Source organism: Flavobacterium sp. GCM10023249 (genome assembly GCF_042653365.1).
In the GTDB taxonomy this organism is placed as follows: domain Bacteria; phylum Bacteroidota; class Bacteroidia; order Flavobacteriales; family Flavobacteriaceae; genus Flavobacterium.
The window spans coordinates 212,153-227,474 of record NZ_JBHSHZ010000006.1 but is presented as its reverse complement, the minus strand read 5'-3'; the positions used below and the strand labels follow the sequence as shown (position 1 = coordinate 227,474).

Here is a 15,322-nt window from a genome sequence, read left to right as displayed (position 1 = left end):
ATGAAATTACGTTTACTAGCGTTGGTAGCCTTGTTTACCAACCTGATTTTTGCGCAGAGCTTCCATGATACTCAAGGAAAACTTGAGATTTCATCTGGAGGGCAAGCAATGTATACCCTTCCCATCGCTATGCCGCCAAGTATTGCTGATGTTGGACCAGTGATTAATTTGATCTATGCTAGTGGTCAACCCAGTGGTATAGCCGGACAAGGCTGGAGTATCAACAGTATTTCGACAATTGCCAGAATGGCGACACGTCAGGATATAGATGGGTTTAAGGATGGTGTTGATTTTGATGACAATGATAAACTGGCTTTAGACGGCCAGCGTTTGTTGTTGAAATCAGGTAGCTATTGGGCAGATGGTTCAATCTATGAGACCGAAGTGCAATCGAATACCAAGATTGAATTGAAAAAAAATGGCACAGCGATTTATTTTATCGTGACGACACCAGACGGTTCGAGAACGTGGTATGGGAATTATGGAGGAATGGATGCAACGGATGCTACTGCTTTTTATGTAGTTCGCTTTGAGGATGCCAATGGTAACTTCATGAATTATGTATATGGGAAACCTCAAAATAAAGCTCTTTGTGTTACAGAAATACAATTTAGTGGAAATACGATTACTAATCCCACTACTTTGAATAAGATAGTTTTTACTTATGATCCCTTGACTCGAAAAGAAAATGCTTTTGTTAAAGGAATCAAGGTAGAAAAAGCCGAGATTTTAAGAAAAATTGAAGTTTATACTAATAACCAACTTTTCAAGCGATATGTACTTACTCATTTGACAGATGCTCAGGGGTATCAGCGTGTATCTCAGATACAGGAATTTAATGGGGCTTTGGAGGCAGCCAATCCAGTACAGTTTGAATACAATACGACGAATTCAGGAGCGACGGTTGTTACTACTCCTTATAATGACAGTGTTGAGCTTGATTTGAATGAGAAGCCAGACGTTACAGGTGATTTTGACGGAGACGGACGGATGGATATCGTTGATGGTAAAAATGTTTTTAGCCAATTGTTTCGTGAAAATAATAGTTTAATTTATACTTTACCTGCCTATGCAGAGAATAGTTATAAGTTTGCTGCAACTACTTTAAGTAATGGTAAATTAAATCAAAAACAATCCATAGTGAGTGTTGATGAAACTCTTGGTACTACCACTTTTAAAGTGCACAACTTGGATAATGGATCGTTTGTCAATTCATACAATAAGACTATTGATATAGACAATAGTACACAATGTTCTGATAATTGTACCGTATTTGAATACGATATCGATGGAAATATATTGGTTGGCCCGGGTTATCCGGTTTCACAATGTCAAGGTGTGGTTCCTCAAAAGAAAACCAGTACACGGTATTTAGAAGGGGACTTTAATGGTGATGGAATATCGGAAGTGTTGATTTTAAGTTTTCTGGAATTAGATGCATACAATCCTGACGAGCCCAGCTTAAAAGTTGGAGAAGTAAAAAAAGGTTCAGATCAGCAAAATAGGATAGATCAACCTCCTGGAGGATGTCAATGGACTCGTTCTACTTCTGATTATCCAGTAGAAGTTCGATTGGTGGATTTTAATCCAAATACCAGTTCTGTATTAGGTTCTGTTGGGAATTTAAGTATTCCTAACGGTTTGGTTTTGGGCTCGGGTGAACGTTTTGTGGCCGATTTCAATTCGGATGGTAAATCAGATATTCTTGTGATAAACAAGGATAAGAGTTACAAAGTTTTTGGACTGAAACAATTGACATCTGCGCCTTGGATTGAGTTTGAACTTTTGGGATTCGGAACCATGGAAAATTACAGTGTTCAAAAAGCCAAACTTTTTGGGGACTTCAATGGTGACGGTAAGACAGATATCATGATGCCGGATGCCGATGGAAAAGGATGTGATAGTTGTACAACATGGCATATTTATTACAGTAATCCAAACCCGGCAGGAGGATCTTTATTTACAAAGGAAACGATAACCAATACTATTTCTTATAGACCTTATACTGATAATAGTGATTATACTACTCAATGGCACAGAACCACTTATTATGCTTTGGATATTAATAAAGATGGAAAGTCTGACCTTGTAAAAGTTTGGATGCGCTTATACATTCCGTGTGAGACTTGTTACATGGATAAAGATACCGAATGGAGAGCATACGGCTATATTAATAATTTAGGGTACGGCACTAATACTTTTACAGAAGATTATGTAACGCCTATTAATCCCGTACAAGGAGATGAACAGAATACGTTTCCTATTCCAATTGCTTCCAATTTTAGAAATGGCGGATTGGAGAGTGATTTGATTGTAGTGAGAGAGCATGATGCTTTTGCTAAGAAAGTTTATTTTGTTGATTTTAATAAAGACAACTCAAAAGAGATCCTTCTGAAGAAAGTAACGCAATCCAATGGTGCGATTGTAGATGAGATTGAATATAAATCTATGGTTCCTGCTGAAGGAACTAACGATTTGGGTTCTCAGAATGATTTTTATTCTTCTACTGAAAGCTTGTACTATCCGTTAGTGGAATTGAAAAGAATTCCAACTAGTTTGTTGGTGTCAAAAGTAACCAATACCTCTTTGGGTGTGCAAAAATTACAAGATTACCGTTACCACGGTTACGCCTTAGATTTAAGTGGAAATGGACCTTTGGGCTTTTTGAAGACAGCCAGAAGTAGTTGGTATAAACTTGGAGATAAGAAATTATGGAATGTTTCTGAAATTGACCCTTTATTACGAGGCGCCAATAAGAAGACGTATACGCAGTTGTTGAGTACGGAATTTACATTTTCGGACGCCACTACCAATCTGTTGACTAAAGTCGAGAAGACATATTATCCACCAACAGTAGATCCAGTGACCAAAAGGTATGTGTTGTTGTTGAATAAAACGAAAAATACCGATATTCTGACGAATGTGATTACAGAAACTGTAAATGATTCGTATTCGACGGATTATTTTTTACCTACTAGTGTAACCACAAAGAATTATTTAGGTAGTACTCTTCAAGGCACAACAAATGTTAGTACGGATTTTCATCCAGCCAATGTGGGTGGAACGGGTAGTGCTTACACGCTTGGAAAACCAAAAGAAATTACGAAAACGTCAACTGCGTATGGTGATACAAAAATCAGTACTGATAAATTTACGTACACTGGGGCTAATTTGACCAAAACAGAAAAATCAGTAACCGGTTCTTCTTTTGTCATTGTGGAAGACTTTGTATATTTTAACAATGGGTTACTTAAAGACAAAACAGTCAGTGCCACGGGTACTACATCCCAAAATGCCGTATCACCAAGGACTACTTCGTATACCTATGATGCGACCAATCGTTTTGTGAAGACATTAACAGATCCGGAAGGATTGGTGACAACAAAAAATACGTATCATAGTTTATATGGATTGGTTTTGAGTGAAACCAATGCCTTGGGGCAAATCACTACCCAGGAATACGATAATTGGGGTAAGAATACAAAAATTACTAACTTTTTAGGAAAGAACATAGTCTATACTTATACAAGAACAGGTAATGTTTATACAACTACGGAAACTAGTGATGACGGAAGTGCTAGTATAACCGAAAATGATGCGTTGTCCCGTGTGATTAAAAAAGGCGCTAAAGATTTGAACGGTAATTGGATTTATGTTTCCAGTGAGTATGATTATTTAGGGAAACAAACCAAAGTGAGTGAGCCTTATTCGACATCAGCGAATTTGTGGACTGCTTACGAGTATGATGAGTACCAGCGACCGGTAAAAGTGACACAGCCAACCGGTAAAGTGATTGCAACGACTTATTCGGGATTGACGACAACGGTAAACGATGAAGTGATGGCTAAATCGAAGACTGTAAATGCTAATGGTCATGTGGTTGCCACTACTGATACACCGGGAGGAACAATACAATTTAAATACGATGCCTTGGGTAATCAAATCGAATCGGATTATGCGGGGATAAAAATAACAACCACTTTTGATGTTTGGGGAAGAAAAACGTCTTTGAACGATACTTCAGCAGGATTGTATAATTATGAATACAATGCTTTTGGAGAGCTACTGAAAGAAACCACGCCAAAAGGGAATACTACTTATGTACTTAACGCTGTAGGTAAACCGGTAAGTAAAACGGTGTTGGGAGCAACAGCGGCAGAGGCTACCAATATTACCAATACGTATACCTACGATCCGACCTACAAATGGTTGACCCGTATTGATGTGGTGAACCCGAATGACGGGAATAGCAGTTATGCGTATGCTTATGATGCAGCAACCAAACAGTTGAAGCAGACCATTGAGACGTTGCCGTATGCGACTTTTACCAAGAATTTGACTTTTGACGGATTTGGAAGAGTAGCTACCGAAGAAACGATTGGTGTGGCACACGGGAAAACCAGTGCCAAAACCATCAAACACGAATATAAGAATGGTGCCAAATGGAAGATGCTCGACGGTACGACTGTGATCTGGCAAGCCAATACGGTTAATACCAGAGGACAATTGACGGGAGCTACTTTAGGTAACGGGATTACTATTACCAATACCTATGACCAGTATGGATTCCCGACGCAGATTAAACATGATTTGGGTACTACAAACCCAGTGAATGTGATGACTTTGAACAATGTGTATGATGTGAAGCGCGGGAATTTGACCCAACGTTATACGAGTTTGTTCGATTTGACCGAGAAATTTGAGTATGATACCTTGGATCGTTTGGTCACCTGGAACGGTGCCAATGTAAATATTTTGACCTTACCGTTCAATACAACTACGGATGGCTTTACATTCAACGGTACCAGTACGACAGGTTCGGTAAGTAATTCGGCAGGGACCTTAAAAGTGGTATTGAAAAACCCATGGGTAGCAGCACAACGTACTTTGCCAACAGGATTTGTTTCCAATGATATTGTGAATGTTAAGGCGACGATTACCAATAAAACAGGTACAAGTGGTGTGATTGTGAATGCGATTATGGTGGAAACCGATCCGAATGATGCCAACAGTTGGGCGGAATATTATTTAGGCCCGATTGAAAACGGATCGTTTGATAAGAATTATACCGTTAACAATTTTGTTTCCCCGAATCCATTGCTATCTATAAAATTTGTAGTGGATGAATCTAGCCCAGAAGGTACCAACGGTGGTGGTATGGTTCTGCCGAATACAACTTTCTATGTTGATAATTTCAAACTGGAGAAAGCCAGTGTGGTGACGCAACAGTATGATGACCGTGGTCGTATTACTCAAAACGGAACAGGAACCTATACGTATTCCGATACGGCGCATCCGTATCAGAATACCGGTATCAAATCGATGAGTGCCGAAGATAAGGCTTATTTTGAAGCAAGAGGCAATCTGAATATCACGTACAATGCTTTCAAAGCACCGGTACAAATTGAAGAAGTCAATAAGGATAAGCTGAGTTTCGCCTACAATGGTATGTTGGGACGAAGCGCCATGTACTACGGTAGTACCGCTACCGATAAACTTTCCCGTCCCAACCGTCGTTATTATAGTGCCGATGGTAGTATGGAAATCAATTACAACAATGGTGTAGTAGAATTGGTTACCTACGTGGGTGGTAATGCTTACAGTGCGCCAATTGTACTCAAAAGTAATGGCACGACTCAAAATTATTTTTATCTGCATCGTGATTATCAGGGGAGTATCGTAGCGGTAACCAATGCAACGGGTGCGATTGTAGAAAAACGTCATTTTGATGCTTGGGGCTCTATAGCTAAAGTACAAGATGGGGCAGGCAATATCTTGACCAAATTAACGTTCTTGGATAGAGGATATACCGGACATGAGCATTTGCAGAGTGTAGGTTTGATTCACATGAATGGTCGATTGTACGATCCGAAATTGCACCGATTCCTACAACCGGACAATTATGTACAGGATCCGTACAATACCCAGAATTACAACCGTTACGGTTATGTTTTGAACAATCCGTTGAAATATACGGACCCAAGTGGCGAAATTTTGGCACCGATATTGATTGGTGCTGCTGTAGGGTTGGGCTCGTATTTTGTGACTGCCTTTTTGAACCACCAACCGTTTACCTTCATGGGCGCGGCTAAAGCTACTTTTATTGGAGGTTTGAGTGGTTTGGTTACTTTTGGAATTGGTGAATGGGCGCAAAATACCATTACCAATTTTTATTCAAGGGCGGCAATGCAGGCTTTGGCTCATGGCTTCTTTCAAGGAAGTATGAGTGGTATCCAAGGTGGGAACTTTTGGGTTGGCTTTGCGAGCGGTGCTTTGGCAAGTATTGCTTCAAGTGCTTGGAGTGGTGGTAAGACTTCGAATGCAGTCCATACTTTTGGTGGACAAAAAGTTGAAGTACTTAATCAAGTTGTTAAAGGTTTAGGCGGTAGTTTTGCTCAGAATAGTGTAGGAACAATTGTTTTTGGCGCTATAATGGGGGGAGCTGGTGCATCATTAGCCAAAGGTAATTTTTGGCAAGGCGCAGTTACTGGTGGTATTGTGGCTGGATTGAATCACGCGTTGCATCAGATGGCTTATGAAGAGGATGGTATAGATATTTCGACACTTAAAAAATCATTGTCAGAGGCAGATATTAAAAAAATTATGGACGCATATCCCACAGCTGATAAAATGTCTGCACTTGAATTGTATAAAACTATTGGAGGAGATATTTATAAAGATGTTTTACAAAACGGACTCAAAAAAGACGGCACTCTTAAAAGCTCATATAAAAATACTTGTTGTTTTAGATTGAGTAAAGCGTTAAACGATTCAGGTTTCACAATTGCAAAATCAGATTATACCTTGTCAGGTGAAAACAACTTAAACTATTATTTTTCTACTAAATATATGGGACCATATTTGATGCAAACGTATAATTTTGGTTCAAGTATGAAAAATTATGGCTTAATTATACAAACAGGTTGTGGTTGGAGTGATGCTAGTGGACATGTTGATGTGTTTTATTATGACCGTATTGGAATTCATTCTTATCCTAATTGTAGTACTACAAAATGTTCATTTTAAAAATTTTTTATGAAAAAAAATGTTTTAATTCTGTTTATACTTCTTTCATGTTACACCATTTTTGGACAAAAAAACAGTAGCACAATTGAAAAAGAACTCGAAAAATTGAAAAAACAAGCAGTTTGTGATTGCATAGAAGAGTTATATCAAAATTGTGATGATGTTGATAATGATGGTTCAACTTATACTCAAATAATTAATCTTAGGGGTGTTTATATCATTAATGATAAAAAATATTGGGCTATGATTAAAAATTGGCAAAACAAAAAATATAAATCTCATGATCCGAATAATAGTTTGATACTAATGAAATGTTTAGACCTTTATACAAGCACAGAATTAAAAATATATATTGATTCTGTTAGACAGAATGAGCTCAGATTATTAAAAATAAAAAAAAATAATTAGTTGTCTTAATCATAATTATAAAACCATAGTTATCGTGGGGGTATTTAGAAGGGAGAGGCGCTTTCTTTTTTTGTTGAACGTATTTGGATAAATACAATGTAGAAATGCATTTTTTAAGTAATTTCTTACTTTAAGGAATGAACGATTTGAGAATAAAGTGCTATGTTTGCAAACTAATTACGAAAGGATTTGTGTTATAAATAGATAGCATACAACCCAAGTCTTGATGTTGTTTGATTAAATAAATAATTAATACCCAAACTCTAATGAAAAAGATTGTTTTAGTACTGGCGACAGTATTTTTGTTGACTTCTTGTTCTAGCGATGATACAGAAAGCAAAGAGGTAAAGTTAACCTATCAGAATATGGCGGGACGCTGGATTATTGAATCGGTGCTTAAGGCTGATGGTACTAAAGTGCCTTATGCGGCGTTCTGTGCTACTAAAAATGATTATTTCGATTTTTATTCGACAAGATATATGGATGCTCGTATGCATTATAATTGTGAGGACACTCCTGGAGATGCGGGTGGTTGTAGTTCTTTCTTTCTCTACGAAGACACAAGAATGCTTGAAAACTGTACAACAATGTTTGATGGTAAAGTGGTTTCACTTACAAAAGAAACCATGCATATTAAATATAGCCAGGAAAGATATGTTGGTTTAACAGGATTGATGGGTACTGAAATTTTTTTAAGAAGAATAGAGAAATAAAAAATTGTATACCAAAGGTTTTGCCCGCTGCGCAAAGTCTCCTGATTTTGAGCAATAATAAAACAAAAAGCTATAACAGAAATGTTGTAGCTTTTTTATTTAAAAATGTGATTTATTATATTTGAAAAAACTCAAAGCAGGCAGACTTTGCGTAACGGGTGTAAATGCAAATCAGATAATTTTGCAAAGAAGTATTATACAGAGAGACGGTCATCTACCTAGGACCACATTTAGATTAACTAATACAAAAAAATAGTATGAGATTCAAAATTATTATAATTCACAGATGTGCATGGTGTTAGGATTGAAGCAGCGAAGATTCGTAATAACTTTCATTATGCTAGTGTACTCTTTATTGAATATAGGCATTCTTGGCAATATACTACTCCTTACAGAGGATTTAAAACTGCATTCCAATATTGGGAAAATAAATATGGTAGAGGCTGGATGGGATATGGAGGTGTTTGGGCTGTTATAGAAAGAGATGCTTATTGGTATCAGATACAAATGGGAGAAGATAATTCGTTTATTTTGAGTGAATATAAAAAAGCTGTGGATGCGTCTCCTAATTTTAAACATTAAGTTATTTAAGATTTATGAAATATATTTTAAACTATAATCAAAAGAAAATGATGAAAATCTTGCCTTTTTTTCTTCTTTATTTTTTATTTTCTTGCGGAAATAAAAAGACCGAGCGTGAGTTGGAGTTGGAAATTTTGAATAATAGTATTTTAGCGTATTCAAAAAATAGTGAGAAAGACACTCTTAATATTGTTGAATATTCTTTAAAAAATTATTCCGATAAAATTTTATTTATAAATAATTTAACAGAAGAGAAATCATTAAGAAATAATGCTGTATTTTGTAATGGAATAAATTTGCATATTTTTGATATAAATCATAAGGAAGAAAAATATTACATAAAAAAATTTTATAGCTCTAATCCTCATTTAGGTGAGTATGTTGATTTTATGATGGATGATTTTGTAGAAAGAGAAAAAAAATTGGGGAATAATTCAAGTATTAAATTTTTTGGACTTTATGAACGGAACAATATTTTTTTTATTCATCCAAATGAGACGTTATATTTCTATGATGTTTTAAGTTTAAAAAAACCTTCGAATTTTGATAGGGTAAGACAAGGGTTCGTAGACTTTAAAGAAAGCGTTGATTATAGGTGTAATTTAACAATTTCAAGTGATAGTACAAATTATCAAAGAGTTTTGCCTAGAGATATTTTACAAACGATTAAAAATAACAATGTAAAAGTTTACCATGGTATTATAAGGAGTAAGAATACTATTCCTGTTAAGGTTATAGAATAATTCTTAATTCTGGAAAACCGATAATCCACCACGCTGGCGCAAGCTTCTAGCTCGTACACAAAGTAAAGTTTTTTATCGAATTCAAAGTAAAGGCAAAGTCTCCTGACTTTGAGCAATAATAAAACAAAAAGCTACAACTTAAGTTATAGCTTTTTTTATGATTGAGACTACAATTAGTTGTATTGCTAAATTGACAAATCATAAATTCAAGCAGATTAAACTAGAAAAAAGACAGGTTGGTAAAATAGCGTGACGTTTGGTTTCTATCCTATTGCAATACTTGCCTTGTTTAAGTTAAATAATGACAAAGGCTTTATTTTCGTGGGAAAATAATGATACCTTTGCACCGTTAAACTCTGTAACATTTTGTTACAGAGTTTTTTTTATAAGAAAATTACCCCATGAAATTGAAAATTGCCCTATTGTTGTTGTTAACAGTGTCTATTGCGTATTCCCAAGGGGAAGCCAATATCTGGTATTTTGGTGACAAGGCCGGATTGGATTTTAATTCCGGGAGTCCGGTTGCTTTGACTGATGGGCAATTAAACACATTAGAAGGGTGTGCGACTATTTCTAATGGTAGTGGGCAGTTGTTGCTTTATACTGACGGGAGAACAATTTATAATAAAAACCATCAGATTATGCCAAACGGTACCGGCTTGTTAGGACATAATTCCTCTACACAATCAGCAACCATAGTGCCGCTGCCGGGATCCACCCATTTGTATTATGTTTTTACGCTTGATATTGTGACCGGTGTTGGTGGTTTTCGCTATTCTATAGTTGACTTGAATTTAAATGGTGGATTGGGCGATGTGGTTGCTTCTGCTAAAAATGTACTGGTTTATGTGCCTTCCTGTGAGAAAATTTCCGTAGTGCGTCATGCCAATAATATCGATTTTTGGATTGTCACTCATGGCTGGAACAGTAGTACTTTTTTTTCTTATCAGCTTACTTCTGGTGGATTGAATACAACTCCGATTCAAAGTAATGCGGGTTCTTTTGTCAGCAATTCCAATGATTACAATTCTATGGGGTATATGAAAGTATCTCCCGATGGATCTAAATTGGCTGCTTGTCATATGTTTTTGAATACTGTGGAATTGTTTGACTTTAACAATGCCACAGGAGTGATTTCCAACCCGGTTACGGTAATGAACGATTCCAATTATGTGTATGGTGTGGAATTTTCGCCAAATAGCCAAGTGTTGTATGTTGGTGTTGAAGGTACACAATCTCTTTATCAATTTGATCTAACGGCTGTCAATATTGATTCTACCCAGTTTTTTTTATATCAATTCCCTTATAGATTAGGGGCTTTACAGTTAGGACCAGATAAGAAAATTTATATCGCTCAATTACTTTCTAATAAACTCAGTTCTGTTCAAAATCCAGATGTGGTTGGTGTAGGCTGTAATGTTGCTTTGGATAATGTTGATTTGGCAGGAAGGCTGTCAAAATCTGGTTTGCCGGCTTTCAATCAGTCTTTTTTCTTTACACCCGCCATTAATTTAACCAATGCTTGCGTGGGAGCCAATGCTCAATTTACACTAACTACCAATCAGACGTTAGTGAATGCCGTTTGGGATTTTGGGGATGGGTCATCAACTCAAAACAGTATTGCTGGGAATCATACCTATGTCGCTCCCGGTACTTACACTGTTTCCGTAACGGCTACGAGTAATGTGGGAACTACAGGGACCAAAAGTAGAACAATTGTTATTTCTGCCTTGCCAACTGCTACGCAACCGGCAGATATGTTGATATGTGACAGCGACAACAATGGATTGTTTACTTTCGATCTGACTTCAAGAAATTCGGCCATTCTAAATGGACAGGATACCAATCAATATTTGATTCGTTATTTTGCCAATGCGACGGATTATGCGAATAATGTACCGATTGCTACCCCGAATGCTTATCCTATTACCACAGCGTACCAACAACAGACGATTATTGCTGAAGTGTATAATGTGGCTAATCCGGAGTGTAAAGCCACAACAACTTTTGCTATTGATGTGTTTGATATGCCAAGACCTGCAGCAACAATTGCTCCGTTGACTTCATGCGATACTACTAGTTTTGGAACCGATACCGACGGACGCGTACGAATTGATTTGACGCAAAAAGCGACTGCAATTTTAAATGGACAGTCTGCATCGCAATTTAGTATTGCTTATTATACCGATGCGGGAATGACGAATATTATTGCTGCTCCCAATAACTATGTCAATACGAATCCTACCGAAAGAATATATGTTAAAGTGGTGAATACTGATAATCCCAACTGTTTTGCAACCACATCTTTTGCTATCGAAGTGTTTTCGTTGCCAACAGTTACTCCTCTTGTTTCTTTAAAACAATGCGACGACAATACCGATGGTTTCAGTGCTTTCAATTTAACGCAGGCCAATGCCTTGGTTTCAACCAATTACCAAAATGAGACATTCAGCTATTTTGAAACGGCAGCGGATGCGCAAAATAATGTGAATCCTATTGCGAACTTTACGGCTTATACTAACCAAGTGGTGAGTAATGATGTAGTTTATGTAAAAGTAACGAATACTTCTGGTTGTTTCCGAGTGGCACAATTGAATCTGAATGTATCCACTACACAAATACCGCCCAATTTCACACGGAGCTTCACGGTTTGTGACGATGCTGTTCAAGGTACAAATAATGATGGTATCAGTAGTTTCGATTTTAGTAGTGTTACGGGTCAGATACAGGGAATTTTCCCGGTGGGTCAGCAATTGATTATTACGTATTACCGGAATCTGGCTGATGCGTTGGCGGAACAAAATCCGATTGCCGATACAGCGAATTATAGAAATATAGGCTATCCAAATTCCCAAAACATTTACATCCGTGTCGACAGTGCTGTAAATAACGATTGTTTGGGACTGGGACAGCATATCACTTTGAATGTGGAGCGCATTCCGATTGTGCAGCCGCAAGTATTGCAAAATTGTGATGACAATCAGGACGGACAGTTTGGGTTTGATACTACGAATTTGCAAAGTAATTTATTGAATGGGTTAATGAATGTGACTGTGGCTTATTTTGATGCCAACAACAATCCGTTGCCAAGCCCGTTACCGAATCCATTTGTTACAGCATCACAAACCATCCGTGCGGTAGTGACTAATGCTACGGCAACTGCTTGTACTTATAGCACGACGATTCAGTTTATCGTGGATGATTTGCCGGAAGCTTTTGCTATTCCAACTTCATTGACTACTGTTTGTGATGATGAAGTGAGTCCGGCCAGTCAGGACGGAAAGTATGGTTTTGATACTTCTATGTTTCAGAATACCTTATTGGGAAGTCAAACTGGAATGACGGTGAACTACTTCGATCAGAACAATACTCCGCTGCCAAGTCCGTTACCCAATCCTTTTGTTACCGGAACCCAAAATGTACGCGTAGAAGTGGTGAATCCGGCAAACACCAGTTGCAAGGCGATTTATACGATTCCATTTGTTGTACATCCCCTGCCTGCTATCAATTTGAATGGTGATGAAATTGTATGTAACGAACTGACGATTACCAAAAACTTGGATGCAGCAATTACAGATGCTACTCCAATCACCGATTATACCTATGTATGGTCTAAAGATGGTGTTGTAATTCCTGGCGAAACTGGCTATACGCTGAATGTAAATCAGGAAGGAAGCTATACTGTGGCAGTGACCAATGCAGAAGGTTGTTCACGAACGAGAACGATTACTGTAGTGGCTTCTGATTTGGCTGCTATTACCAATGTAGAAGTGCGTGATTTGTCGGCCAACAATACCGTTGTAGTGACTGTGTCGGGCAATGGGAATTATGTTTATAGTTTGGATGGTGTAAATTTCCAAACCTCCGCTACCTTTGATCATGTCCCGGCTGATGTGTATACTTTGTATGTTCAGGACTTGAACGGCTGCGGTACGGCGACTATGGAAATTAGTGTGTTGGGTATTCCGAATTACTTTACGCCGAACGGAGACGGTTATCATGACTACTGGAACATGGAAGGACTTGGACAGCGAATGAATGCTAAGATCCTAATCTTTGACCGTTTTGGTAAATTGCTTCAACAAATCAGTCCGCAAAGTCAAGGTTGGGATGGGACTTACCTTGGGAATCCATTGCCGGCTACCGACTACTGGTATACCGTAGAATTGACTGATGGCCGTATTTTGAAAGGACATTTTGCGTTGAAACGGTAAATACTTTTAGCTGCAAGTCCATAGTCCTTGGTAAGAGTAGTCAATTATTAATGGTGATTTATCGTTAGTATAAGGATTTAAAAGGCTGTAAATATAAAGTATAAAAAAAGCCCTGCATTTGCAGGGCTTTTTTTATACTTTATATTTTCTTCCGCATTCTTGCTACCGGAATGTCTAATTGTTCGCGGTATTTGGCTACGGTTCTTCTGGCAATCGGGTAACCACGTTCTTTTAGCATATCGGCCAACTGATCGTCGGGCAATGGTTTGTTTTTGTCTTCTTCGGCAATAACCTGTTCCAGTATCTTTTTGATTTCGATAGTGGATACTTCTTCACCTTGATCGTTGACCATGGCTTCGCTGAAAAAGTCTTTCAATAACTTGGTTCCGTATGGCGTGTCCACATATTTACTGTTGGCTACACGAGAAACGGTGGAAATGTCCAAGCCAATCATATCGGCAATGTCTTTTAAGATCATTGGTTTTAGCTTGGTTTCATCGCCGTCAAGGAAATATTCCTGTTGGAAGTGCATGATGGCATTCATGGTAACAAATAACGTCTCCTGGCGTTGTTTAATGGCGTCGATGAACCATTTTGCCGAATCCAGTTTTTGTTTGATGAATTGTACTGCATCACGTTGGGCATTCGATTTGTCTTTCGAGTCCTTGTAGGTTTTCATCATGTCCTGGTAATCCTTCGAAACGTGCAGCTCAGGAGCATTACGCCCGTTTAGGGTTAATTCCAGTTCGTCTTCCACGATTCTGATGGCGAAATCGGGTACTACGTGTTCGGTTATTTTGGAACTACCTGCAAAAGAGCCACCCGGTTTTGGGTTGAGTTTTTCGATTTCATCAATCGCTTTCTTCAATTGTTCTTTGGTAACCGAGAACTTTTGCAATAGTTTTTCGTAGTGTTTTTTGGTGAACGCATCAAATTGATCTTCGATGACTTTAATGGCCAATTCAACAGATTCTGTTGGTGTTTTATGTTTCAACTGCAACAGTAAACATTCCTGCAAATCACGTGCGCCCACACCTGAAGGTTCCAATTCATGTATGATGCATAAGATTTTCTCGACAGTTTTCTCATCGGTATAAATACCTTGCGTAAACGCCATATCATCTACAATATCCTGGATGCTACGGCGAATGTAGCCCATGTCGTCGATACTTCCGACTAAAAACTCGGCGATATCTCTTTGTTCATCGGTTAGGATGAACGTGTTCAGCTGATTGATTAGGTCTTGATGGAAACTAACCGGTGCTGCAAAAGGGGTGTCGCGGTCTTCGTCATCGTCACTATAGTTGTTGGACTGTGTTTTGTAGTCAGGTGTTTCGTCGTTGCTTAAGTATTCGTCGATATTGATTTCGTTGGCGTCAATGCTGTCGCTATCATCAAAATCATCGTACTCGTCATTGTTGTCGAATTCGTCTTTCTCAAACTTGTCTTCGCTATCGATATCACCACCTTCCAATGCCGGATTCTCATTCATTTCCTCCATCAAGCGTTGTTCAAAAGCCTGGGTAGGCAATTGAATGAGCTTCATCAACTGAATTTGTTGTGGAGAAAGCTTCTGTGATAATTTGAATTGTAAGTTTTGTTTAAGCATTCTATTGTGTTTGTTGTTTTGTGTTTG

7 protein-coding genes are annotated in these 15,322 nt (G+C 38.0%); 6 read left to right on the top strand and 1 reads right to left on the bottom strand.

Features of this window, described 5'->3' with window-relative positions:
- The 6 genes from ACFO7M_RS02550 to ACFO7M_RS02525 all read left to right on the top strand — a co-directional run bounded on the left by ACFO7M_RS02550 (window position 1) and on the right by ACFO7M_RS02525 (window position 13,686).
- Window positions 1–7,026: an RHS repeat-associated core domain-containing protein gene (locus ACFO7M_RS02550; RefSeq protein ID WP_379733871.1), complete on the top strand. Its 7,026-nt coding sequence runs from the start codon at window positions 1–3 to the stop codon at window positions 7,024–7,026.
- A gap of 9 nt (window positions 7,027–7,035) precedes the next feature.
- The gene (locus ACFO7M_RS02545; protein WP_379733869.1) at window positions 7,036–7,434 is read left to right on the top strand and encodes a hypothetical protein; all 399 of its coding nucleotides are present in this window, start codon (window positions 7,036–7,038) and stop codon (window positions 7,432–7,434) included.
- 266 nt (window positions 7,435–7,700) lie between these two features.
- Entirely contained in the window at window positions 7,701–8,147 is a 447-nt protein-coding gene (locus tag ACFO7M_RS02540) for a hypothetical protein (RefSeq protein WP_379733867.1), read from the top strand.
- 288 nt (window positions 8,148–8,435) lie between these two features.
- Entirely contained in the window at window positions 8,436–8,729 is a 294-nt protein-coding gene (locus ACFO7M_RS02535; RefSeq protein WP_379733865.1) for a hypothetical protein, read from the top strand.
- 14 nt (window positions 8,730–8,743) lie between these two features.
- Window positions 8,744–9,472 (top strand): hypothetical protein, encoded by a 729-nt coding sequence (locus ACFO7M_RS02530; RefSeq protein ID WP_379733863.1) that lies wholly within the window; start codon window positions 8,744–8,746, stop codon window positions 9,470–9,472.
- A 401-nt stretch (window positions 9,473–9,873) separates the two neighbouring features.
- Window positions 9,874–13,686, top strand: a complete 3,813-nt coding sequence (locus ACFO7M_RS02525) for a T9SS type B sorting domain-containing protein (protein WP_379733861.1) — start codon at window positions 9,874–9,876, stop codon at window positions 13,684–13,686.
- A gap of 139 nt (window positions 13,687–13,825) precedes the next feature.
- On the opposite strand, the gene rpoN is transcribed toward ACFO7M_RS02525, so the two are convergent.
- Complete coding sequence (rpoN, locus tag ACFO7M_RS02520; RefSeq protein WP_379733859.1) at window positions 13,826–15,295, bottom strand: RNA polymerase factor sigma-54; 1,470 nt, start codon at window positions 15,293–15,295, stop codon at window positions 13,826–13,828.
- Between the last annotated feature and the right edge of the window lie 27 nt (window positions 15,296–15,322).

Coding starts and splice junctions, on each gene's coding strand:
- rpoN (WP_379733859.1), bottom strand. CDS start 15,295: ATGCTTAAACAAAACTTACAATTCAAATTATCACAGAAGCTTTCTCCA.
- ACFO7M_RS02525 (WP_379733861.1), top strand. CDS start 9,874: ATGAAATTGAAAATTGCCCTATTGTTGTTGTTAACAGTGTCTATTGCG.
- ACFO7M_RS02540 (WP_379733867.1), top strand. CDS start 7,701: ATGAAAAAGATTGTTTTAGTACTGGCGACAGTATTTTTGTTGACTTCT.
- ACFO7M_RS02530 (WP_379733863.1), top strand. CDS start 8,744: ATGAAATATATTTTAAACTATAATCAAAAGAAAATGATGAAAATCTTG.
- ACFO7M_RS02550 (WP_379733871.1), top strand. CDS start 1: ATGAAATTACGTTTACTAGCGTTGGTAGCCTTGTTTACCAACCTGATT.
- ACFO7M_RS02545 (WP_379733869.1), top strand. CDS start 7,036: ATGAAAAAAAATGTTTTAATTCTGTTTATACTTCTTTCATGTTACACC.